We start from the raw sequence: 22,335 nt of genomic DNA on the forward strand, positions 1-22,335 counted from the left end.
GTTCCGTGGTTTTTTCAGCTCTCGGTGGGTGTAGAATCCCCCATACCTTCCACCCACATCTTTTTTGCACTGGAGCTGCCATGCGAAAGCACCTCTTGGCCCTGGGCGCCGCACTCGCCCTCTCTCCGTGTCTCATGGCGCAGAAGATCGGCGTCATCAATTCCATGAGTGGCCCCGAGGCGCCCATCGGAGAGAACATCACCAACGGCATCAAGCTCGCGGACGAGGACCTCAAGAAGAAGGGCATCAACCTGCAGCTTGTGTGGGAGGACGACACGGGCAAGCCGCAGATCTCCATGAGCGCCATGGAGAAGCTGGCCACCCGTGACAATGTCGTGGGAGTGGTGGGTCCCTACACCTCGGCGTGTTCCAATGCCGTGGCCAAGCTGGCCGAGAAATACCGTGTGCCCTTGCTGATTCCCGCCGCCGCCAAGGAGGAGATCACGCGCCAGGGCCTCAAGTACGTCTTCCGCATGAACGCTCCCGCGGATAAGTACGCCTCCAGCCTCATCGATGCGGCGGCGTCCCTCGGCAAGCCGAAATCGATCGCCTTCATCTACGAGAACACCGATTTCGGCACCTCGACCACCAAGACCGCCAAGGAGTATGTGGCCAAGAAGGGCATCCAGATCGTAGCTGACGAGCCCTATCCCAAGGGCGCCGCGGACTACCGGTCCACCCTCGCCAAAGTGAAGTCGAAGAACCCTGATCTGGTGTTCATGGTGTCCTACGTGGCCGACGCCATCCTGCTCATGCGGCAGTCGAAAGAAGTCGGCCTTCAGCCCCAGGCGTTCCTGGGCGCGGGCGCCGGCTTCACGACCACCGAGTTTGCCAAGGAGCGCGCCATCTCTGAGAGCGTCATCTCGTGCACTCAATGGACGAACGATGTGAACTGGCCCGGGGCCAAGGACTTCGGCACCCGCTACAAGGCCAAGTTCGGCAAGGAGCCCACCTACCACGCGGCCTGCGCCTACGCCTCCATGATGATCATGGCTGAGACCGCCAAGAATGCCGGTGGTGACCGCACCAAGACCCGGAATGCCCTGAAGGCCGGCAAATGGAATGGCGTGATGGGTGAAGTCCAGTTCGCCGACTACGATGGGTTCACGAACCAAAACAACCACCAGATGCTCGTTCAGCAGATCCTCTCCGGGAATTACGAGACGGTGCTGCCTGCCCAGTTCGCCACCAAGAAGGCTGTGTACCCCTTCCCCAAGTGGAAGTGACTCCTCCCTGAGCGGGGGGCGCCTCACCGCGCCCCCCCTTTTCCACCCCCTCCAGGAGTTCCAGACGCCCATGGCCGTATTCCTGCAATCCCTTATCAGCGGCATCCTGATCGGTGGCGTGTACGCGCTTATCGGCATCGGGCTCACGCTCATCTTCGGCGTGATGCGGGTCGTCAACTTCGCCCACGGCGACATCATGATGGTCGGGATGTACCTCACCTATCTGCTGTTCACGCTGATGGGCATCGATCCCTTCGTCTCCGTGCTCATCAGCTTCCCGCTGATGTTCTTCTTCGGAGGTTTCCTCCAGAAGGTCTTCATCAACCGCGTGCTCAACGCCGTCGCCCAGAACCAGATCCTGTTGACCATCGGGCTGGGCCTCATCATGAGCAACACGGTGATGCTGATCTTCACGTCGGACTACAAGATCCTCACCACCTCGTACTCCTCCTCCACCATCCAGGTGGGTGGCGGGGTTTCGGTATCTACGCCTCTGCTGATCTCGTTCCTGATCACCGCCGCCATCACGGCGGCGCTGGGCTGGTTCCTGCTGAAGACCGATACGGGCCAGGCCATCCGGGCTACGGCGCAGGACCGGGATGCGGCGCAGCTCATGGGCATCAACGTCAGCCGCATGTCCGTCATCGCCTTCGGCCTTGGGGCGGCCCTGGCGGGCACCGCAGGGGCGCTGATCTCCCCGACCTACTACATCTTTCCCCAGGTGGGCGGGACCTTCACCCTGAAGGCCTTCGTCATCACGGTGCTCGGCGGCATGGGCAGCGTGGTGGGCGCCACCCTGGGCGGAATCCTCATCGGCGTCACCGAATCCATGAGCGCGGTCTACATCTCATCCGGCTGGAAGGATGTCGTGGTCTTCGTGCTCTTCCTGCTCGTACTCCTCTTCAAGCCCTCGGGCTTGATGGGCAAGTCGCGGACCTGAGGAGGACGACATGTACAAGACCCTCATCAAGGCATCACTCGGCCTCATCTTCCTGGCAGCTCTGCTGGTCATTCCGCGATACGTGGAGAGCCCCTACGCGCTGCACATGATGATCCTGCTCTTTCTCAGTGTGTCCCAGGGCCAGAGCTGGAACATCCTGGGTGGCTACGCGGGACAGTACTCCGTCGGCCACGCCGCCTACTTCGGCGTGGGCGCCTACACCACCATGATGCTCATGTATTCCAGGCAGGTCGTCCCCTGGGTGGGCGTCTGGGTTGGCGTCGCGATCGTGATCGTGGTGGCGCTCGTGATCGGCAGCATCTGCTTCCGGCTGCGGGGCCCCTACTTCGTGCTGGCCTCCATCGCCGTCGCCGAGATCATGAGGCTGTCCGCCATCAACCTCACCACGCTCACCAACGGCGCGGAGGGCATCCTGGCCACTGAGATTCCCGCTTTCAAGATCGGGGAGCGGGTGATCACGGATTTCCTCACCAAGGTCCCGTTCTATTACATTGGGCTCTTCCTGGCCCTCTTCACCATCGCCATCACGTACTGGGTGCAGCACTCCAAGCTGGGCTACTATTTCCAGGCCATTCGCGAGGACCAGGACGCGGCCCATTCCCTGGGCATCCACATCACGGTCTACAAGAACATCGGGCTGGTGATTTCTGCCGTGCTGACCTCCCTGGCCGGCGCCTTCTACGGCATCTACGTGGGATTCGTCGATCCGCCCACGGTGCTCGGGCTGGATGTCTCCGTGCAGATCATGCTGATCTGCATCATCGGCGGCATGGGGACCATCTGGGGCCCGGTGCTGGGGTCCCTGTTGCTGGTGCCACTCTCTGAGGCCCTCCGCAGCAACATGATCACTGAGGGTCTGGTGAAGATCGGCCTCGTGAGCGCGGATTCGCGGATCGGGCTCTTCCTCAAGGAGAACCTCTCCCATGCGCACGTCCTGCTCTACGGCATCCTCGTGGTGCTGGTGATCCTCTTCATGCCGGAAGGGCTCATGGGCTTTATCAAGAAGATGGCCCCGCGCCGCAATCGGGAGGCGGTCTGATGGCCATCCTGGAGATCAAGAGCGTCAGCAAGTTCTTCGGCGGCCTGGCGGCCAATTCCGATGTGTCCTTCGTGGTGGAGGAGGGCACGATCATGGGCCTCATCGGGCCCAATGGCGCGGGCAAGACCACCCTCTTCAACTGCATCACCGGCTACTATCCCCCCTCCAAGGGCGAAGTCATCTTCAACGGCCGGCGCATGAACGGGCTCCAGCCCGACAAGGTCTGCATGCTCGGCATGGTGCGGACCTGGCAGAAAGTGCGGCCCCTGGCCAAGCTATCAGTGATCGATAACGTGATGGTCGGTGCCCTCGCGCGAACCTCCTCGCTGAAGCACGCCCGGGAGCTGGCCATGGAGCAGCTCAAGGTGGTCCGCCTGGAACACCGGGTGGACTTCCTGGCGGGCGGTCTGCCCATCGGCGAGCGGAAGAAGCTCGAGGTGGCCCGGGCCCTCGCCACGCAGCCGAAGCTTCTGTTGCTGGACGAGGTCATGGGCGGTCTCAACCCGGCGGAAAGCGAAGAGATCATCCAGCTCATCCTGGATATCAAGCACCACGGCCTCACGCAGATGGTCATCGAGCACGACATGAAGGCCATCATGCGCATCTCCGACCGGATCGTCGTCCTCACCTCCGGTGAGAAGCTGACCGAAGGCACCCCTCAGGAGGTGGTGAGCAATCAGGACGTGATCGATGCCTACCTGGGTGAGAGCCATGCTTAAGATCGAAAAGCTGAATTTCGCCTACGGCGATCTCAAGGTCCTGTGGGATGTGGATCTGGAAGTGAACGAGGGCGAGATCGTCACCGTGGTCGGCGCCAACGGTGCCGGGAAATCCACCACCCTCAAGAACATTTCTCGCCTAGTCAAACCCACCTCCGGGAGCATCACCTTCGATGGCAAGGACCTCGGCAAGATGCAGCCGCACCATGTGGTCGAAGCCGGGCTGGTGCAGGTGCCCGAGGGCCGCCGCATCTTCCCCGAGATGACCGTCATGGAGAACCTCCGCATGGGGTCCTACGTCAAGGCTACCCGGGGGGACCGCCAGAAGAACACCGACTGGGTGTTCCACCTGTTTCCGCGCCTCAAGGAGCGGGAGAAGCAGCTGGGCGGAACGATGTCCGGCGGCGAACAGCAGATGCTGGCCATCGCCCGAGGCCTCATGGCCAACCCCAAGGTGCTGCTGCTGGATGAGCCCTCGCTGGGGCTCTCGCCCCTGCTGGTGAAGAACATTTTCGACATCATCACCGGCATCAACAAGGAGGGCGTTACCATCCTTCTCGTGGAGCAGAATGTCTACCAGTCCCTCCGCATTGCCCACCGCGCCTATGTCATGGAGACGGGCCGGGTGGTGCTTACGGGCCGGGGCGACGAACTGCTCAACAATGAGCACATCAAGAAAGCCTTCCTGGGCATGTGAGGAGATCCCGATGACCACTGTCGAAAAGTGGATGACCAAGAATCCCATCACGATCAATGAGGACGCCTCGATCATCGAGGCCATCCACCTCATGAAGGAGAAGGGGATCCGGCGCCTCCCCGTCATGGCCAAGGGGCACCTCGTGGGGCTCATCACGGAACGGATGATCAAGGACTACACCCCGGGCAAGGCCACCTCGCTGGACACCTGGGAAGTGCATTACCTGTTGTCCAAGACCGCGGTGAAGGAGGTCATGAACCCGCATCCGCACACGGTGACGCCGGATACGGACCTGGCCACGGCGGCCCAGTCCATCCTCGACCACAAGCTCTACGGCCTGTGCGTGGTGGATGCCAAGGGCAAGCTGGTGGGCATCATGTCCGTGGGCGACATGCTCAAGGCCGTGGTGGAGTTCGCCAGGACCCGGGAGTAGGCCGGTCTGTCCAAAGGCCGGGGCCCCCGGCCCCCAACCTTGTTTTGCCATGTGGCGAGTTGATTCCGCGATCGGTCGCGGCTGGCCCGGTTGACCGCTCCCACGGATTCCCAGGAAGATCGAAGGGCAGTCCCCTTGCCCAGGAGGCACCTTGAGCACAGCTCAGCGTTTGCGTGATATCCGCGACGGATTTGAGCGCCCCTTCTGGGTGGCCAACATCAGCGAATTGTTCGAACGCCTCTCGTACTACGCGGCCTTCGCTTCCCTGGCGCGCTATCTGAACGAATCCCTCGGCTTTCCGACACAAGATGCCAGCAGCCTGGCCGGATTGTTCGGTGGGCTGGTCTGGTTCCTGGCGGCTTTTGGCGGAGCGATCGCGGACCGCCTCGGCTTCCGTCGGGCGCTTTCCCTCGCCTACCTGATCCTCAGCTGCTCCTATTTTCTGCTCGGCTCGCTCGGATCCGCCTGGATGGCGCCGGTGCGTGGCCTGGTGCCCCTCGGAGCCCTCGTCGCCTTCCTGCTGATGTTGCCGGCCCTCGGCATCGCGCTGGTGAAGCCCGCCGTGGTTGGAACCACCGCGCGTGCCTCGAAGGAGAATGTCCGCTCGATCGGCTATTCGATCTATTACACCCTGGTGAACATCGGTGGCGCCGCCGGCCCCTTTGTCGCGTCCTACGTCCACCGGCACATGAGTGTCGAGAACGTCTTCCGGGTGGCCGCCGTCAGCGTATTCCTGATGTTCTTCGCGGTGCTGCTGATGTTCAAGGAGCCGCGCCAGGCGGGCGATGCGCCCCCTCCTTCTCTGGCGGAGACCGGCCGGAACTTCATCACCGTCCTCTCGAATCCGAAGTTCATGCTGTTCCTGGTGATCTTCACGGGGTACTGGGTGGTGTACTGGCAGGAGTTCATCACCCTCCCTCTGTATGTCGCCAAATACATCGATCCGAAGGCAGATACAGAGCTCCTACTGATGACCGGCCCGCTGGTCGTGATCTCCCTGACGGTTCTGATCAACCTGGCTACACAGAAGATCGCCTCGGTGAAGGCCGTCACGATCGGCACCTTGATGTCCTCCCTCGCCTGGATCGTGTTGATCTTCAAGCCGACCGTGACAGGCGTGATCATCACGCTCATCTGCGTTGCGCTGGGCGAGATCGTGCAGTCGCCACGCTATTACGAGTACATCTCGCGCCTCGCCCCTCCGGGCCAGCAGGGCACCTACATGGGCTTCGCCTTCCTTCCCATCGGCCTTGGTTCCCTCATCGGCGGCTGGTTCGGCGGGAAATTGATGCATCACTTCGGCGAGGTGACCCACAAGCCGGCCGGCATGCTCTGGACCATCACCGGAGTGGGCGTACTCACGGCCGTGCTGCTGTGGGCGTACGATCGCATGCTGCCCGCGAAACCGAACCAGGTCACGCGGGCCTGAACGGGTGTCTCACCCAACCCGGGGTGCCTAGTCGGCGCCTCGGGTTGGAGGCCGATGCCTCCCGATGCCTGTTCCGCGGTTCGCCTGGGCGGGAAGCCTGATCAGAGGTATTTCGACAGGAACTCCCACATGGCCTGGAAGCGCGCCCAGTTGTGCTGGGGCGCGCGCGGGCTGTGGTCGGATCCCGGCAATGGCACCATCTGGACGGGGAATCCCGCCTTCTGGAGGGCGTCGATGAGCATGACGGTGTTCTGGGGATGGACATTGTCATCCAGGGTGCCGTGAAGCAGCAGAAGCCGGCCGGAGAGGTTTCCGGCGGCCTTCAGCACGGAGCTGGATTCGTAGCCCGCCTTGTTGTCGCTGGGCAGGCCCATGTAGCGCTCGGTGTAGATGCTGTCGTAGAGATGCCAGTCCGTCACGGGCGCTCCGGCGATGCCCAGCTTCCAGGCCTTGCTGTGCGTGAGGCCGTAGGTGGTCATGAAGCCGCCGTAGCTCCAGCCGTCGAGGCAGATCCGGCTCATGTCCGCCCAACCCTGGGCTTTCAGCCAGGCGAGGCCGTCGAGCTGATCCTGAAGCTCCTGAGCGCCCAGGTTGCGGTAGATGCCATGGGCACTGGCCAGCCCCTTGCCCGAGGCACTGCGGTTGTCGCAGACCCAGGTGGCGATGCCCTGCTGGGCCAGGAACTGGAACCAGAGCATGTCCCGGCGCCAGAAATTCCGTACCTCCGGGGTCATCGGCCCGCCGTAGAGCGTCTGGAACACGGGGTATTTTTTGGCAGGGTCGAAGTCCACGGGGAGGACGAGCATCGTCTCCATGGGGAAGCCATCCCGGGTCTTCACCTGCTGGAAGCTCACCTGGCCAAGTTTCAGGCCCCTCAGCTTGTCGCTGGGATTCGAATCGATGAGACGGAGCTGCTTCCCGGCGCCGTCGTGGAGGGTCTGCTGGGGTGGGGTCCGGGCGTCGCTCCAAGTGTCGAGGAAGGCCGTGAAAGTGGCGTTGAAGTGGATGCGATGGGTGCCGGGCCGGTCCGTCAGCCGAGTGAGCCCCTTTCCATCAAGGTCGATGCGGTAGGCATCCTGGCCGATGGGACTGCGTTCCGTGGCGTCGAAATAGAGAATCCGCCCTGTCGTGTCCGTGCCATGGACCTGCCGCACATCCCAGTCACCGGCCGTGACGGCGCCGATCAACTGGGCTTCCTTCCCGTAGTGGTAGACATGGTGGCGTCCGGTGCGCCCCGATTCCCAGAGAAAACCCCCATCGGGGAGGAAGCGGGGCAGGGGCAGGCGCTCCTGCCAGGCTCGGCCGTTCTCGTGGATGAGCAGCCGGGAGACGCTGCCTTCGTACTGACGCAGGTCCAGCCAACTCTGGATCCGATCCTGGTGGGTGGCGAGCAGGTGGCCCATGGGATCCCAACCCACCTGCACGATGAGGGTCTCCTGGGTCGGATAGGGCTCTTCCATCCAAACGGTGGTCCCGGCGAGATCCACCACGCCCAGGCGGGCGATGGGATTGGGGTCCCCAGCCTTGGGGTAGCGGGCCATCAAGGCCTTCTGGGGCTGGAAGCGATCGTCCATGAGGGTATAGACCGGCACCTTGGTCTCATCCAGGCTGAGGTAGGCCAGGTGCTTCGAATCCGGTGCCCACCAGAAGGCGCGGAAGCTGCCCCGGCCATAGACCTCCTCCTGGTACACCCAGTCCAGGCGCCCGTTGAACACGGTCTCGCTGCCGCCGGTGGTGAGGCGCGTCTCCCGGGCCGTGGCCACTTCCACCCGGTAGAGATCGTTCCCGCGCAGGTAGGCCACCTGGGTGCCATCGGGACTGAAGGCAGGTTCCTCGGGTTTTCCACTCGCGAGTCGTTTGGCGTTGGCTGCCTTCACATCCACGAGGAAGAGGTTCTCTCCGGCGTCCACCGCGAAGGCACTGTGATCCCCGTTCCAGGTGAAGCTCCCGCGGCCAAGGGCGGCCTTGGCTGCGGCCTCCGTGGCCCCGGCCGCCACGAGGGCGGCAAGGAGTCGCGAGGATTCCAGCAGTGGCTTCCGCTCCCAGGTCCGGGGATCCACGTGGTCCAGGGTCACCTGATCACCTTCCCGGCGGGTCTGCACCAGGCTGCCATCCGGTAGCCACTCCAGGCGCGTGGTGGGCAGGCCCGCGTAGGCGACCTTCCTCGTGGGATGGGCGATGGCTTCGAGTGTGAGCAGGCCAGATCCCTGCCCCAGCAGACAGGGGGCGAGGAGAAGGCAGGCCAGGAGGGTTCGGACGGACATGGCGGCTCCGGTGGATGCTCAATATATATCGCGAAGCGAGGCCTTCCTGGTCTCAGGCTTCACTCAGCTCGATTTCCACCCAGGCCAGCGTGCCAGTGGCAAGGGGTTCGAGCCCCATCCGGCCACCCATCAGCCGGAGGAGGCCGGCGGCCAGGGGCAGACCGATACCGAGGCCGCCGCGACGCCTGCGGAGGCTCTGCTCCTCCTGCTCGAACGGTCTCAGCAGCCGCTCCCAGTCCGGAGGCAGGCCCGGCCCATGGTCCTCGACCTCGAACCGCAGGTGCCAGGTCCGGCCCTCAGGGCGGGCCTTCAGGCGAAAGCCGAGGGTGCCACGTTCGGTGAAGCCCAGGGCGTTGTTCAACAAGGCTTCCAGGGCCTGGGAAAGACGGGCCGCATCGCAGACAAGGGGGCGGGGAAGGGGGTCGAGAGTGACGTGGGCCTGCAGCCCCTTGATCGTGGCACGAGCCTGCAAACTCTTGCCGAGCTGGTCGAGGTGCGAGCCGAGGTCCGTCAGGGTGGGACGGAGTGGGAGAGACCCCTGGGTCAGGCTGGCCAGATCAAGCAGCCCCTGCACCAAGTGACCCAGGCGCAGGGTGGTCTCCTGGGCCAGGGAGAGGAGCTGGACCTGCTGCGCCGTGGGCTCCAGGTCCCGCAACATCTGCAGCTGTCCGCCCAGCACCTGCACAGGTGTGCGCAGCTCGTGGTGGGCGTTGTCCATGAAGGCCTCCTGGGCGCGGCGAAGGCGCTGCTCCGCCTCCAGGGCCTTGCTTTGCTCGCGGATGATGCGGTTCTTGGCATGCGCCACGGCGAAGAGAGCCAGCCCGCTCGTGGCAAGGGCCACCAGCACGGCGAGGATGAAGCTCAAGACGATTGGGGCTTCAGACATAGGAAAGCCCTGGCCAGAAAAAGGTTGAAGAAAGCCCCCAGGAGAAACACGACGAGCCACGGGACCAGGATCCAGGGTTTTGACAAGGTCTGCAGAAAGAAATCGAACAGCGAATGGAAGATGAGGGATATCCCGTTGTCCAAGGCCCAGGCCGTGGCCACCCAGAACCCGGGAATCGATCCAAGCGTGCCGGTGGTATCCAGCAGGAAGAGTTGGTGGATCTCCACCAGCGTCGCAACGAGAAAGATGACGGCGGCAAGGGTCGCAGAGTGGTTCCACACACTGTTCAACCCCACTTGACTGGCTTCCCAGAAGGCCAATGCGGCCACCGGGAGGGCGGCGATCAGCAGAGCTGGCCGGGTGCGGCTGTTCACCCTGAAGCCGGAGATCACCCAGGTCATCAATAAATAATTCGGGAGGAAGGCGAGATTGGACACCCAATGGTTCCGAATGCCGGCCATGGCTGTTCCAAGGAGGACGGCCCTGATGAGGACATTGAAGGCGATCGTCACCACCAGGGCAGGCATCCAGGGCTCCCGCTGATAGCGGATGGATCTCTGATTCATCCAGGCGGAAGCCAGAGGGACGAGGTAGAAGAGCTCAAGGCTTCGCGATGTGAAAAGGAGGGCTCTGGTGGCGTCGATCATGACGCGAGGTAGGTCACAGCCAGGTCATTGGGGCGCAGACCGGGGGGCAGTTCTGGCCAGCCTGGGCAAAGAGGTTGTCGGCTCCGGCCAGATCGGCCCCTGAAGCATCGACTCCGACCATGACCAGAGTATGGGTTCCATCCTGGTGGGTGGCCCGGTAGATCCGGATGCCCGCGCAGCCTTCCTGGTTCAGGAGGTTCTCGAAGGCCGAACGATTGAAGGCCGTCGAGACGTGCTCCCCAGGGCGGATGCCCCTCTGGAAGGCCCCCACCAGCTGGGCGGCCTCATTCTGAGGAATGAGGTGATTCCGCGTAACGTCAAAGGCGTGAGTAGACATAGGGCCTCCGGGGCTGGGATCAGAATGGTGGACTGGGGAGGAACTCACCCATCAGACCCGAGTACCTCCCGATCCACAAGACGGAACTGCAGGCTGGGCAGGCTTCCTGGGCAGATGCCAGAACCCTCACCCTGATCCTTCTCCCGCTCCCGGTCCCCCTGGTCGCCCGGCTCACCCTCAGTTGGGCAGGTGGGGGCGGGTGAGGTTGCGGTGCCCGGTCGGGGTCACGAGCAGGTTGTCCTCGATGCGGATCCCACCGCACGGCGTGAGGTCGTCAATGAGCTTCCAGTCGAAGCGGCCCTTGTGCTCGTTCTCCCGGAAGGGCCGGAGCAGCATGGGGATGAAGTAGAGGCCAGGCTCCACGGTGAATACCTGGCCCGCATCAATGGTCCGGGTGGTGCGCAGGGTGGGATGCTGGGGTGGCGGTGGCGCGATGGTGCCATCCGGGGCGCCCTGCCGGCCCGCCACGTCGTGGACCTGGATGCCGAGGTGATGGCCCAGGCCATGGGGGAAGAAGGGGCGGCTGAGACCCTTCTCCACGGCTTCCTCGGGATCCGCCTTCAGGATGCCGTGCTCTTTCAGGAGGCCGGCGATGGCGAGGTGCCCTTGATGGTGCAAGTCGCCGTAGGGCAGGCCTGGCATCACGCTATCGCAGAGCTGGAGCTCGATCTTCACCATGCCGTCCACCAGGTCGGCGAACCGGCTGTCGCAGTGAGGCGCGGCCACGGTGCGAGTGATGTCGGCGGCGTAGCCATGGACCTGTGCACCCGCATCGATGAGCATGACGAAGCCGTTCCTCATGGTGCGTTTCCCCTCGTAGTGGAGGGTGGCGCCCTTCTCGTTGAGGGCCACGATGCTGCCGTAGGGCATTTCGTGATCTACGATGCCCACGGCCTGGATGTAGGCGTGGTGGATCTCCAGCTCGCTGGCGCCGGCCAGGAAGGCGGCCCGGGCGGCCAGATGCCCCCGGGCGGCCAGCACCGTGGCCTCTTCGATGTTCTGCACTTCGTAGGCGGACTTGTTGGTGCGGTGCCAGTCCAGCCGGGCGGTGAGGCCGGCGGGGTTCAACTCCAGGTTCGCGGCCTCGGCTCGCTCCGTCTCATTGCCAATGTAGGCTGCCCGAGTAGGGGTTCCCAGGCGCTTCCACACATCCTCGACGGTGCCGACCTCCTCGATATCGAACTCGGAGGCCCAGAACGGGTTTCCCAGGGGCAGCTGTTCGTACCAGAAGTCCTCGGGGGCGTAGCGGATGAGCCGCGGGCGCTGACCCGGGCGGATCACGAGGACATGATGCGGCCCGGCCATGGGGCACCAGTGGGCGAAGTGGGGCGTGGGATGGAAAGGGGCGTCCTGATCGTCCGCGAAGTGGGTGTAGACCTTGCCGCTGGAGATCACCAGGGTGTCGAAGCCCGTCTCGGCCAAGGCCTCGGCGGTGGTCCGCTGGCGCTCGGCGATGTGGGTGTGGAAGAGGGGGGCGAGGTCGGTCATGGGATTCCTGTGAGTGAGAGGCAGACGTTCAGATAACCAGATGATCAGATGATCGGTGGTCTAGAGGAAGCGCAGCGGTTTCTCCTCCGGCGCAAAGCCGTGGCGGACGGCCTTCTCGAAGAAGAGGGCGAGGCTTTCGCGCTCGGCTTCGCCCAGGGTGTAGCTGATGTTCTCAGTGAGGTACTCGTGCAGCTCGATCTTGGTCCAGCCGATGGTGCGCCGGGCCTCTTCGATGATCGCAGGCAACTGGGCCATGCCGATTTCCAGGCTCTTGTGGAAGAAGGAGGCCACGCCGCCGGGCACCGGCAGTTCCGGAGCGTTCTTGCGCACCAGCCAGAGGGCGAAGACGAAGGGCAGACCGGTCCAGGCGTGCCACTCCTCGGCCAGATCCAGCACGAAGAGGCCGTGCCGCTCGGCCCGCATGGCGGTGTCTCCGATCATGATGGCGGCATCATGGGTCTCGAGCATGGCCGGCAGGTCGGGCCCCATGTCCGCGATCTCGGGGCTCACGCCATACCGTTCCCGGAGAATGAGCTGGCCCAGGACCACGCTGGTGCGGCTCGAGGTATCCAGGGCCAGGCTGCGGATCTGCTCCGGAGGGACCTTGGATAGGATCACCACGCTGCGCACCCGCTTGGGGGAGGCGATGCAGAGGCCAGGCACGATCAGGAGATCCGGGATCCTCAGATACTCGATGGAGCTGACAATGCCTGCGTCCACCTCGCCGGACCTCAGCCGGTCCGCGCAGGCCGAGGGGTAGTGGAACTTCAGGTGGAAATGCTCCCAGCCCAGGCCGTGCTTGAATCCGTGGTTCAGGGGGGCCGCGTTCAGGTAGTCGATGATGGACAGGCGGAAGGGTTGAGTTGCCATGACATGAGTCTAACGCCCGAATACTTGGACAGGCTCCCGGCGCCTGCCATCATGACTCCATGGTCCTCTGGCACTATGAGCTGAATACCCCGATGGGCGCGATGCGCGCGGCTTTCGATGGCCGTGGGCGCCTGCTGGAGTTGGCAGTGGAGGGGCTTGATCCCCGCAAGACCACCCCCCTGCCGCCCAAGGAGCAGCGCGAGGCCAAGCGCTATCTGGACCGCCAATTGGATGCCTACCTGGCCGGCACGTTGCGCACCTTCACGGTGCCCGTGGATCCCCAGGGTTCCCCCCTGCAGCAGCGCATCTGGGACACGGTGCGGACCATCCCCTACGGACAGACCCGGCGGCCCGCCGACCTTGCGGCCTGGCTGGGGGTGGATGAAGACCTGATCGTGATGGCCTGCGCGTCGAACCCCATCGTCCTGCTCGTGCCGGCCCACCGGGTGGTGTTGCCCGGCGAGGGCCCCCTGCCGAAGGCCCTGCGGGAGCTGGAGTCGGGCATGGGATGGCGGCGGCCCTGATCGTCTTCAACAAAAAACCGCGATTCTGCCATGCTGGTGCCCATGAACGGGCCCTTCCATCTGTTGTCCACGCCCCTGGGAGACCTGGGCGCGGTCTTTGATGGAGAGGGACGCCTGATCCGGCTGGATCGCCTGCACGGGCGCCCGCTCCTGGCTCCTCCCAGTCCTGTTCCGAAGAGCCTTCCCTACCTGAAGCGGCAGCTGGAGTCCTATTTCTCCGGCAACCTCCGGGATTTCAACATCCCCATGCTGGCCGAGGGCACGGATTTCCAGCGGCGGGTATGGAAGGAACTGCAGAAGATCCCCTATGGCCAGGCCATCTCCTACCTGGAACTGGCGCGGCGCCTGGGGGACGAGAAGTGCATCCGCGCGGCGGCCCGGGCCAGCGGCGCCAATCCCATCGCCATCCTCATCCCCTGCCACCGGGTCATCGGATCGGACGGATCCCTGGTGGGCTATGCCGGGGGCCTGGACATGAAGGAGTTCCTGCTGCGCCTAGAGGGCGTGCTGCCCAAGGCCCCACCCCAGCCCCGCCTGCCGCTGGAATGGGACTGAGCAGACGTCAAAAAATTCCGGCGCCGCCCATCGGAGGACTTCGTTGCGAAGGGCTCCTAGCATGGAGTCATGCGCTGGTCGGATGAGCATCTCTACGAACGGATCCTGGCGAAGGACGCGTCCTTCGACGGGCGAGTGCTCACGGGCGTCCTCACCACCGGGATCTACTGCCTGCCCTCCTGCCCGGCGCGGAAGCCCCTGGCCCGGAACGTGCGGTTCTTCCTCGATGAGGACGCCGCCCAGGCGGCGGGGTTGCGCCCTTGCAAGCGCTGCCGGCCCGATGCGTTCTACCGGGGCGAGGATGCGGACCTGGTCCGGCTGGAGGAGGCCATGGCCCGGGCCCTGGTGGATCCCGCCGCCTTCCCCGAGGCGGAGGCCCTGGCGGAGGTGGCCGGTGTGGGCCTCACCAAACTGAAGACCCTGTTTCGCGACCACGCCCACACCCAGCCCGCGGCCTTCCTCCAGCGGGCCCGCATCCACGCAGCCTGCACCCGGCTGGAGGTCGGCGAGGGGTCTCTGCTGGATCTGGGGGCCGCCGTGGGGTTCGAGAGCCCCTCGGGTTTCCACGAAGCCTTCCGGCGGCAGATGGGACTGGCGCCCGGCGCCTACCGGGATCTGCTGGGAGCGGACCACTTCACCCTGCCGCTGCCCGAGGGGACGCGCCTTGACGACCTGCTGCGCTTCCACGGCCGTGATCCGGAGAGTGTGTCTGAGCGGGTGGCGGGGACCACCCTGCGCAAGGCCGCCCACTTCGCCGGACGGCCTGCCGTCCTGAGCCTGGCCTTCGGCCCCGAGTCAGTGACCGTTTCCCTGGAGGGCGCGCAGGGGCCCGCGGCCATGGTCGCGGCCCACCGGGCGGCCCTGCGGCTCCTGGCCTGGCACGGGGATCCGGCCCCCTTCGAGGCGGCCCAGCCGGCGCTGGCCCGAAGTCGGAAGGGCCTGCGAGTGCCACTCACCCTGGATCCCTTCGAAGCGCTGATCTGGGCCATCCTGGGCCAGCAGGTGAACCTCGCCTTCGCCTACGCCCTGCGGCGCGATCTGATCCGTCTGACGGGCACGCCGGTGGGGGATCTCATCGCCCATCCCGAGGCCGCACGCCTCGCGGCGCTGGATATCAGAGACCTGTTGGCCCGGCGGTTCTCCCGGCGCAAGGCCGAGTACGTCCTGAACGCCGCCAGGAAGGTGGCGGAAGGCGAGCTGCGCCTGGAGGAGATGTTCACGGCCACGGGGGCCGGGAGGGCCCTCCTCGCCCTGCGGGGCTGCGGCCCCTGGACGGCCCAGTACGTGCTGATGCGGGGGCTCGGCTTCCGGGACTGCGTGCCCGTGGGGGACGCGGCCCTGACCTTGGCCCTCCAGCGCTGGTTCAAGCTCGAGGTGCGTCCCGACGGGCCCGAGACCCTGCGCCTGATGGCGCCCTTCGCCCCGCACCGCAGCCTCGCCACCTTCCATTTGTGGGCCAGCCTGAAAGGAGTGCCCGCATGACGGGAATCCATCGCTTCGAGACCTTGCTTGGTCCCCTCCAGGCCGCCTTTGACAGCGACGATGCGGTGATCTACCTGGGTTTCGCGGACCATGAATTCCGAGAGGCCTTGCGGGCGAAGCTGGCCCGCCTGAGTCTGGTCGTGGACCCTCCCGCCGGGGCCATGGCGCGCCTGCGCGAGCAGCTGGATAGCTACGCCGCAGGCCGTCGCACCGGGTTCGAGGTCCCCTTCCGGCTCCACGGCAGCCCCTTCGAACAGCGCGTCTGGGCTGAGCTCCAGCGCATCCCCTTTGGTGAGACCCGCAGCTACGGCCAGCTGGCCACGGTCCTGGGCGATCCGAACCTCAGCCGGGCCGTGGGTCGGGCCAATGGCGCCAATCCGGTGTCCATCCTCGTGCCCTGCCACCGAGTGATCGGCGCCGGCGGTGCCCTCACGGGTTATGCGGGCGGCTTGGGGATGAAGGAGCGGCTGCTGCGCCTGGAAGGCGCGCTCAGGGAGTGACGACCCGCAAAGGTCCGCGTTCCAGTTCCAGCCGGACTTCCGTCTCGACGCCGAATGCGGCCTTGAGGATTGCCAGGCCCCGATCCATGTCCACACCGCCGCAGCTGAAGAAGTCCACCGCGGCGAAGCCGTGCTCGGGCCAGGTGTGGATGGCCAGGTGGCTTTCCGCGATGATCACGGCACCGCTGATGCCGTAGGGGCTGAAGTGGTGGAAGCTGTGGGTGACGATGGTGGCGCCGGAGGCCTCGGCCGCGGAGAGCATGGCGGAGGTGACCCGATCGAGGTCCGCCAGGGCCGCTGAATCGCAGCCCGTGAATTCCGCGAGCAGATGGCGGCCCAGGGCGCTCATGGCTGCCGGGTCAGCAGGGCCACGCACTCCACATGGCTGGTGAGGGGGAAGAGATCCAGCACCGCGAGCTGCTTGAGGCTCCAGGCCTGGGACAGCCGCTTCAGGTCACGGCAGAAGGCGGCGCCATCGCAACCCACCAGCACGAGCGTCCCCGCGCCGGCGGAGCAGAGGCGGTCGCTGAGCGCGGGTTCGAGGCCGGCCCGCGGGGGATCCAGGAGGATGACGTCGTCTGGTTTTCCCAGGCCTTCGGGCACCCACTCGGCCACATCGCCCACCAGACATTCCGCCGGCAGACCCAGGGCCTCCAGGTTGCGCCGGGCCCAGGCCACGGCCGCTTCGCCGGATTCCACCAGCACACGTTGGTTGAACCGTTTGCCGAGGAGGGCGGAGAAAAGTCCGACACCGCCATAGAGGTCATAGAGGGTGTGGCCCTTCACATCCCAGGTTTCAAGCAGGCCCCGGAAGGCCTCGGCAGCCCAGGGTGGGCTGACCTGGAAGAAGGCCCCGGGCTCATGGCACAGGGTGAGCCCGCCCAGCCGCTGGGCAAGGGGCTCCTCGCTGCGGTGCCAGCCATCGGGTTCCAGCCGCCAGGTGCGACCCCGCTCGTCGGTGGCGAGCACCTCGCTCGCGGGGGTGCCGGTAGACAGTTCCCAGCGGCCTGGGCGGGAGGTGAGGATGTGCGCCACCAGGGCTTCCTGGAGCCGCGGAATGGCCTGGGACAGGGGTTCCGCCGCGGCGGGGCAGGCGGAGACGGGCACCAGCGCGTGGCTGTGGCGGCGGAAGTAGCCGAGGGCGGTCCCATCCCAGTGGAGCTGGATGCGGTGGCGGCGTGTCTCCGCGGGAGCGGGATGCCACTCCCAGGGCACGTCCTCCCCCAGCTGGCGGCGCAGGAGATCAGCGACCATCTGCCGCTTGAGGTCGGGGGCGTGCCGACCAGCTTCCCAGAGCTCGCAGCCGCCACAGGTTCCAGCCACCGGGCACTCTGCCGGGGCGCGGCGGGGGTCCCGGGTGATCCAGCGGGTGACGCGGCCTTCGCCGTGGCGGGCCTTCCAGATGACGGTGGCCTCCACCACCTCGCCGGGGAACAGGGCGAGGGGGGCCTCCAGCAACAGCAGGCGACCATCAGCCTCCCGGCCGACGCCCTTGCCGCCCCAGGCGAGTCGCTCCACAGGGCCCTGCCAGGTTTGGGTGGGCGCGGGGGAATTCCGATATGCTGGCGGAACTTTCGCCTTCATCCTTTTGGAGCCTGATTCCGCCTTGCGATTCACTGTCGCCGTCCCCCCAGAGCACCGTAGCATCCTCCAGGGTCGTGCGACCGGTGAGATGCGCCGGGCCATGGTCTTCGTGGCCGGCGGTCCCGCGGATGTGGTCCTAGGGCTGCCGGGAGACGGAACCTTCGCGGATTGCGAGATCTGGCCGGGCCTGGAGGCGGCGGAGGCCCTGGTGCGGTCCGCCTGGGCACGCCTGCAGGACCGTCGGGACATGGAACGGCTCCATGAAGTGGGCCGCGCCCTGGTTTCGGAACAGAACCTCGACCGGCTGTTGGACCTGATCCTCACCAAGGCCCGGGAATTGTTGCTGGCCGAGGCCGGATCCATCTACCTGCTCACTGGCGACGAGGACCACCCCGAGCTGCTCTTCGCCCATACCCAGAACGCCAGGGTGAGCCTGCCCTTCCATCGGGTGGCCATGCCGATCTCCCGGGAGACCCTGGCCGGTTTCGTGGCCCTCAGCAAGGAGAGCCTGAACCTGCCGGATGTCTACCACCTTCCGGCCGAGACTCCCTATCGTTTCAACGACAGCTTTGATCGTCAGGCCGGGTACCACACCACCTCCGTGCTGGTCGTGCCCATGCTCGACACAGAAGGCCAGGCGTTGGGCGTCCTGCAGCTGCTCAACCGCCTGGAGGACGATGGCCGGACCGTCGCGTTCTCCCCCGCGGATCAAAGGCTGGCCCAGAGTTTGGCGGGGCAGGCGGCGGTGGCCGTTAAGAACGCCCAGCTGCGGGAGGAGATCGAGCGGCTCTTCGAGGGCTTCGTCGCGGCTTCCGTGACGGCCATCGAAGCGCGGGACCCGGTCACCAGCGGCCACTCGGGGCGGGTGGCGGAGCTTACGGTGGGGCTGGCGGAAGTGGTCAACGCCACGCCGAACGGCCCCTACGGCAGCCTGGCCTTCACGGATCGTCAGCTGCGGGAACTGCGCTATGCCAGTCTGCTGCATGATTTCGGCAAGGTGGGGGTCCGGGAGCAGGTGCTGGTGAAGGCTAAGAAGCTGGATCCCGGCCAACTCGAGATCATCCTCCAGCGCCTGCGCCAGCGGGAGGTGGAGGAGGCCCTGGCGGCCTTGGCCCGGGCCTGGAAGGGCGGCGGCGACCCCGGGCTCTGGGAACAGACGATCCAGGACCGCCAGGCCGAGGCGGAGAGGCTCATCCACCTGGTCCGCCAAAGCAACGAACCCACGGTCCTGACCCAGGAGGTGGCCGCAGGGCTGGGCCTGCTGGAAGACCTCACCTTCACCCACTGGAGCGGTGAGCGCCGGGCTCTGGTGGAACCAGGCGACCTGACCTGCCTCCGGATCCGCCGGGGGAGCCTGTCCGAAGCCGAACGCCTCGAGATCGAGAGCCACGTCACCCATACCTTCCGCTTCCTGGAGCGCATCCCCTGGACCCGGGATCTGGCGGGCATCCCCGACATCGCCTACGCCCACCATGAGCGGTTGACCGGGCAGGGCTACCCCCGGCGGCTTTCGGAGCCGGAGATCCCTGTCCAGAGCCGGGCCATGGCCATCGCCGACGTCTACGATGCCCTCACGGCCCAGGACCGGCCCTACAAGGGGGCGGTGCCCGTGGAGCGGAGCCTGGCCATCTTGGATGAGGAGGCCCGGAATGGGGCCCTGGACCGGGGCCTGCTGGACCTCTTCATCGAGGCCCGGATCTACGAGCGGACGGCCCGGAAGAGCTGAGGCTGGAGGGGACAGCCCAGAGCCGTTAGGCTAGAGGATTGGAGTGGCCATGTCGGAACGCGAACCTCGAACGATCGATCTGCAAGGGATCATGAACCTGCTGCCCCACCGGTACCCGATCCTCCTGGTGGACCGCATCCTGGATTTCGAGCCCAAACAGTGGATCAAGGGGCTGAAGAACGTCAGCTTCAACGAAGCGGTCCTCCAGGGGCATTTCCCCAGCCGGCCCGTCTATCCGGGCGTCTACATCATCGAGGCCATGGCCCAGACCGGTGGCTGCCTGCTGCTCCAGGAGATCGAAGACCGGGCCCGGAAGGTGATCTACTTCATGGGCATTGATGCGGTGAAGTTCCGCAAGCCGGTCCTTCCCGGGGACCAGATGGTGATGGAAGTGAAGGTGCTCCAGTTGAAGGGGCGGATCTGCAAGATGCGGGGCGAGGCCTTTGTGGATGGCCAGAAGGTCGCTGAAGCCGAATTCATGTCCATGCTGATGGACCTGGCTGAGGGAGAAGGACGATGAGCGCGCAGATCCATCCGAGCAGCGTGGTGAGCCCGGAGGCCCGGCTGGCCGAGGGCGTGATTGTGGGGCCCTTCTGTGTCATCGAAGGTAATGCCGTCATCGGGGCGCGCACCCTGTTGCGCAGCCACGTCGTCATCGGCCCCCATACCGAGCTTGGTGAGGACAACGACATCTACCCCCACGCCACCCTGGGCATGGGCCCCCAGGACCTGAAGTTCAAGGGCGCGCCCACGCGCCTGGTGGTCGGCAACCGCAACGTGATCCGCGAGGGGAGCACTCTCCACCGCGGCACCGAAGGCGGCGGCGGCCTCACCACCCTGGGCGACGACAACTTCCTGATGACGGGCTCCCACGTCGCCCACGACTGCCACGTGGGGAACAAGAACATCTTCGCCAACTGCGCCACCCTGGCAGGCCACGTGGAGGTGGGGGACGGTTGCAACATCGGGGCCTTCTCCGCCGTGCACCAGTTCTGCCGGGTGGGCCACCATGCCTTCATGGGCGGCTTCACCGTAGCCACCCAGGATGTGTTGCCGTTCATGAAGACCGCCGGCGCGCGGGACACCAAGAGCTATGGCGTGAACACCATCGGCCTGCAGCGCAAGGGCTTCCCCGTGGAAGTCGTCGAGGGGTTGAAGAAGGCCCATCGCCTGCTCTTCCACGCGGGGCTGCTGCGGGAGGAGGCCATGGCCCAGACTGAGAAGGAAGTGGGCCACATCGCCGAAGTGGCCTACCTGCTCAGGTTCATCCGCGAGGCCAAACGGGGCGTGCATCGTGGCTGACAAGCGCCACGCCACCCTCGCCATCATCGGCCTTCCCAACGCCGGCAAGTCCACCCTGCTGAACGCCCTGCTGGGGCAGAAGCTGGCGGCCACGAGCCAGATTCCCCAGACCACCCGCACGAAAGTGCTGGGGGTGGTGAACCGGGGCGATGTCCAGCTGGCCTTCCTCGATACGCCGGGCATCCACCTGCCCAAGCACGCCCTGAACGAACGCATGATGGCCCACGTCGAGCAGGCCCTCGAAGAAGCCGACCTGCTCCTGTGGATGGTGGACGCGGATGACTACCTGGGCACGGGTGAGCACGCCCTGGCCAAGCGCCTGCGCAAGCTGGGCCGCCCCACCTACCTGCTGCTGAACAAGATCGACCTGCTCTCCAAGGGGCGGCTCCTCGAGAAGATCGCCACCTACAAGGATCTGCTCCCTTTCAAGGAGATCGTCCCTATCGGCGCCAAGATGGGGCTGAACCTGGACCCGCTCTGGGCCCTCCTCGAACGGGACGCGACCCAGCCCGGCTGGCCCTACGGCGAGGAAATCTTCACGGACCAGACTGAGAGGTCCCTGGCCGCGGAGTTCATCCGCGAGAAGGTGCTCCGGAAAACCCGGGAGGAAGTCCCCCACGGGGTGGCGGTGCTCATCGAGCAATGGCTCGAGGCGGGTCACGCGGATTACCCGGAGGACCTCGGGCCCGAAGGCGTCTTCATCGCGGCGCGGATCCTGGTGGATCGCGATGGCCACCGCAAGATCCTTCTGGGTAGCCAGGGTGAGATGATCAAGGACATCCGCCAGAGCGCCCAGCGCGAACTGAGGAAGCTTCTTCAGCGCCCCGTGCGCCTGGAGCTGTTCGTGAAGGTGGACGAAGGTTGGCGGGACCGTCCCGACCGGTTGGACCGGCTGTCCATCTAATACGATCGTGGCATAGTCTCTTAGCCGGAGCCTCGCTGCGCTGGCCTGCCCCGCAGGCCGCTTCGCGATCCGGCGGTCGGCTAGATCGAGAGATCCGTCGCGCGGTGCTCGGGATCGAGTGGCGCAAGACCTTCTGTGCCAGTGACCGAGGTGTACTGGCCGCGGTCCGGATCGAAGGCGAAGACCTCGCCGGTCTCGATCTTGTAGACCCAGGCGTGCAGGTGAAGCAGGCCGGCGGCTACAGCCTTGGCGACGGAGGGATGGGTACGCAGGTTCTCCAGCTGGACCAGGGCGTTCTCCTCCACCGTCGCATGGAGCAGCTGGTTCCCATGGAGATGGCCGTAGCTCTCCCACATGATCTGCTCGGTCTTCCGGGCGTGGGCCAGCCAGGCCTTGGTGGCCGGCAGTTCGCCCAGCTGGTCGGGCTCCAGCAGAGCCTTCATGGCACCGCAGTTGGAATGGCCACAGACGATGATGTCCTTCACCTGGAGCACCGTGACGGCGAATTCGATGCCTGCGCTCATGCCACCCATGTGCTCGTACGGGGGAACGAGGTTGCCCACGTTGCGCAGAATGAACAGCTCCCCTGGTTGAGTCTGCGTGATCAGGTTCGGGCTGATGCGCGAGTCCGAGCAGGTGATGAAGAGCGTTTCCGGGGCCTGATCCTTGTCCAGCCGCTCGAAGAGCGCCTTGTGCGAGCTGAAGATCTGGGTCTGGAACTGGTGGATGCCTTGGACGAGCTTCTGCATGCCTCCAGTTTAC

General features: G+C 65.4%; 24 protein-coding genes. 15 read left to right on the top strand and 9 right to left on the bottom strand.

The window, feature by feature from the left end; genetic code table 11:
- The first annotated feature begins 80 nt into the window (after positions 1-80).
- The 7 genes from NOV65_RS01045 (at position 81) to NOV65_RS01075 (ending at position 6,504) form a co-directional block, all read left to right on the top strand.
- On the top strand, positions 81-1,226 hold the full coding sequence (locus tag NOV65_RS01045; protein WP_257303461.1) for an ABC transporter substrate-binding protein: 1,146 nt from the start codon (positions 81-83) through the stop codon (positions 1,224-1,226).
- Between the two features lie 70 nt (positions 1,227-1,296).
- Positions 1,297-2,166: a branched-chain amino acid ABC transporter permease gene (locus tag NOV65_RS01050; RefSeq protein WP_257303463.1), complete on the top strand. Its 870-nt coding sequence runs from the start codon at positions 1,297-1,299 to the stop codon at positions 2,164-2,166.
- Between the two features lie 10 nt (positions 2,167-2,176).
- Positions 2,177-3,226 (top strand): branched-chain amino acid ABC transporter permease, encoded by a 1,050-nt coding sequence (locus NOV65_RS01055; RefSeq protein ID WP_257303464.1) that lies wholly within the window; start codon positions 2,177-2,179, stop codon positions 3,224-3,226.
- Positions 3,226-3,945 (top strand): ABC transporter ATP-binding protein, encoded by a 720-nt coding sequence (locus NOV65_RS01060; RefSeq protein WP_257303466.1) that lies wholly within the window; start codon positions 3,226-3,228, stop codon positions 3,943-3,945. Before NOV65_RS01055 ends, NOV65_RS01060 begins: the two co-directional genes overlap by 1 nt.
- Positions 3,938-4,642 carry an ABC transporter ATP-binding protein gene (locus NOV65_RS01065; protein ID WP_257303467.1) on the top strand — a complete coding sequence of 235 codons (705 nt, stop codon included), beginning with the start codon at positions 3,938-3,940 and terminating at the stop codon, positions 4,640-4,642. The genes NOV65_RS01060 and NOV65_RS01065 overlap by 8 nt, the downstream gene beginning before the upstream one ends.
- Before the next feature lie 10 nt (positions 4,643-4,652).
- Positions 4,653-5,075: a CBS domain-containing protein gene (locus tag NOV65_RS01070; RefSeq protein ID WP_257303468.1), complete on the top strand. Its 423-nt coding sequence runs from the start codon at positions 4,653-4,655 to the stop codon at positions 5,073-5,075.
- A gap of 151 nt (positions 5,076-5,226) precedes the next feature.
- Positions 5,227-6,504, top strand: a complete 1,278-nt coding sequence (locus NOV65_RS01075) for an MFS transporter (RefSeq protein WP_257303470.1) — start codon at positions 5,227-5,229, stop codon at positions 6,502-6,504.
- Positions 6,505-6,605: 101 nt separating this feature from the next.
- On the opposite strand, the gene NOV65_RS01080 is transcribed toward NOV65_RS01075, so the two are convergent.
- The 6 genes from NOV65_RS01080 to NOV65_RS01105 form a co-directional block, all read right to left on the bottom strand.
- Positions 6,606-8,768 carry a S9 family peptidase gene (locus tag NOV65_RS01080; protein ID WP_257303472.1) on the bottom strand — a complete coding sequence of 721 codons (2,163 nt, stop codon included), beginning with the start codon at positions 8,766-8,768 and terminating at the stop codon, positions 6,606-6,608.
- A 52-nt stretch (positions 8,769-8,820) separates the two neighbouring features.
- Entirely contained in the window at positions 8,821-9,654 is an 834-nt protein-coding gene (locus NOV65_RS01085; RefSeq protein ID WP_257303475.1) for a sensor histidine kinase, read from the bottom strand.
- Positions 9,630-10,181, bottom strand: coding sequence for a hypothetical protein (locus NOV65_RS01090; RefSeq protein ID WP_257303477.1), 552 nt, complete (start codon positions 10,179-10,181; stop codon positions 9,630-9,632). Before NOV65_RS01090 ends, NOV65_RS01085 begins: the two co-directional genes overlap by 25 nt.
- Positions 10,182-10,314: 133 nt before the next feature.
- Positions 10,315-10,638, bottom strand: a complete 324-nt coding sequence (locus NOV65_RS01095) for a hypothetical protein (RefSeq protein WP_257303479.1) — start codon at positions 10,636-10,638, stop codon at positions 10,315-10,317.
- A 177-nt stretch (positions 10,639-10,815) separates the two neighbouring features.
- Entirely contained in the window at positions 10,816-12,126 is a 1,311-nt protein-coding gene (gene pepQ / locus NOV65_RS01100) for a Xaa-Pro dipeptidase (RefSeq protein WP_257303481.1), read from the bottom strand.
- A 60-nt stretch (positions 12,127-12,186) separates the two neighbouring features.
- Positions 12,187-12,996 (bottom strand): menaquinone biosynthetic enzyme MqnA/MqnD family protein, encoded by an 810-nt coding sequence (locus tag NOV65_RS01105; RefSeq protein WP_257303484.1) that lies wholly within the window; start codon positions 12,994-12,996, stop codon positions 12,187-12,189.
- A gap of 92 nt (positions 12,997-13,088) precedes the next feature.
- Here NOV65_RS01105 and NOV65_RS01110 point away from each other — a divergent pair, with 92 nt between their 5' ends.
- The 4 genes from NOV65_RS01110 to NOV65_RS01125 all read left to right on the top strand — a co-directional run bounded on the left by NOV65_RS01110 (position 13,089) and on the right by NOV65_RS01125 (position 16,057).
- The gene (locus NOV65_RS01110; protein ID WP_257303486.1) at positions 13,089-13,520 is read left to right on the top strand and encodes a methylated-DNA--[protein]-cysteine S-methyltransferase; all 432 of its coding nucleotides are present in this window, start codon (positions 13,089-13,091) and stop codon (positions 13,518-13,520) included.
- A 30-nt stretch (positions 13,521-13,550) separates the two neighbouring features.
- The gene (locus tag NOV65_RS01115) at positions 13,551-14,075 is read left to right on the top strand and encodes a methylated-DNA--[protein]-cysteine S-methyltransferase (protein ID WP_257303488.1); all 525 of its coding nucleotides are present in this window, start codon (positions 13,551-13,553) and stop codon (positions 14,073-14,075) included.
- A 69-nt stretch (positions 14,076-14,144) separates the two neighbouring features.
- Positions 14,145-15,557 carry a DNA-3-methyladenine glycosylase 2 gene (locus tag NOV65_RS01120; protein WP_257303490.1) on the top strand — a complete coding sequence of 471 codons (1,413 nt, stop codon included), beginning with the start codon at positions 14,145-14,147 and terminating at the stop codon, positions 15,555-15,557.
- A complete protein-coding gene (locus NOV65_RS01125) occupies positions 15,554-16,057 on the top strand; it encodes a methylated-DNA--[protein]-cysteine S-methyltransferase (protein WP_257303492.1) in 504 nt (167 codons plus the stop codon). The genes NOV65_RS01120 and NOV65_RS01125 overlap by 4 nt, the downstream gene beginning before the upstream one ends.
- Here NOV65_RS01125 and speD read toward each other — a convergent pair.
- Both speD and NOV65_RS01135 read right to left on the bottom strand, forming a co-directional pair.
- On the bottom strand, positions 16,047-16,406 hold the full coding sequence (gene speD / locus NOV65_RS01130; RefSeq protein WP_257303494.1) for an adenosylmethionine decarboxylase: 360 nt from the start codon (positions 16,404-16,406) through the stop codon (positions 16,047-16,049). The two genes, NOV65_RS01125 and speD, sit on opposite strands and share 11 nt — an antisense overlap.
- Positions 16,403-17,575, bottom strand: a complete 1,173-nt coding sequence (locus NOV65_RS01135) for a class I SAM-dependent RNA methyltransferase (protein WP_257303495.1) — start codon at positions 17,573-17,575, stop codon at positions 16,403-16,405. Before NOV65_RS01135 ends, speD begins: the two co-directional genes overlap by 4 nt.
- 88 nt (positions 17,576-17,663) lie before the next feature.
- Between NOV65_RS01135 and NOV65_RS01140 the strand changes: the two genes are divergently transcribed.
- The 4 genes from NOV65_RS01140 to era are packed head-to-tail and all read left to right on the top strand — an operon-like array spanning position 17,664 to position 21,573.
- Positions 17,664-19,367 carry an HD family phosphohydrolase gene (locus tag NOV65_RS01140; RefSeq protein ID WP_257303498.1) on the top strand — a complete coding sequence of 568 codons (1,704 nt, stop codon included), beginning with the start codon at positions 17,664-17,666 and terminating at the stop codon, positions 19,365-19,367.
- 49 nt (positions 19,368-19,416) lie between these two features.
- Positions 19,417-19,887, top strand: a complete 471-nt coding sequence (gene fabZ / locus NOV65_RS01145) for a 3-hydroxyacyl-ACP dehydratase FabZ (protein WP_257303500.1) — start codon at positions 19,417-19,419, stop codon at positions 19,885-19,887.
- Complete coding sequence (gene lpxA, locus NOV65_RS01150) at positions 19,884-20,669, top strand: acyl-ACP--UDP-N-acetylglucosamine O-acyltransferase (RefSeq protein WP_257303501.1); 786 nt, start codon at positions 19,884-19,886, stop codon at positions 20,667-20,669. Before fabZ ends, lpxA begins: the two co-directional genes overlap by 4 nt.
- Positions 20,662-21,573, top strand: coding sequence for a GTPase Era (era, locus tag NOV65_RS01155; RefSeq protein WP_257303503.1), 912 nt, complete (start codon positions 20,662-20,664; stop codon positions 21,571-21,573). The genes lpxA and era overlap by 8 nt, the downstream gene beginning before the upstream one ends.
- Before the next feature lie 80 nt (positions 21,574-21,653).
- Here era and NOV65_RS01160 read toward each other — a convergent pair whose 3' ends face one another.
- Positions 21,654-22,322 carry a carbonic anhydrase gene (locus NOV65_RS01160; RefSeq protein WP_257303505.1) on the bottom strand — a complete coding sequence of 223 codons (669 nt, stop codon included), beginning with the start codon at positions 22,320-22,322 and terminating at the stop codon, positions 21,654-21,656.
- Positions 22,323-22,335: the final 13 nt, after the last annotated feature.

The organism is Geothrix campi (assembly GCF_024609265.1).
GTDB lineage: Bacteria > Acidobacteriota > Holophagae > Holophagales > Holophagaceae > Geothrix > Geothrix campi.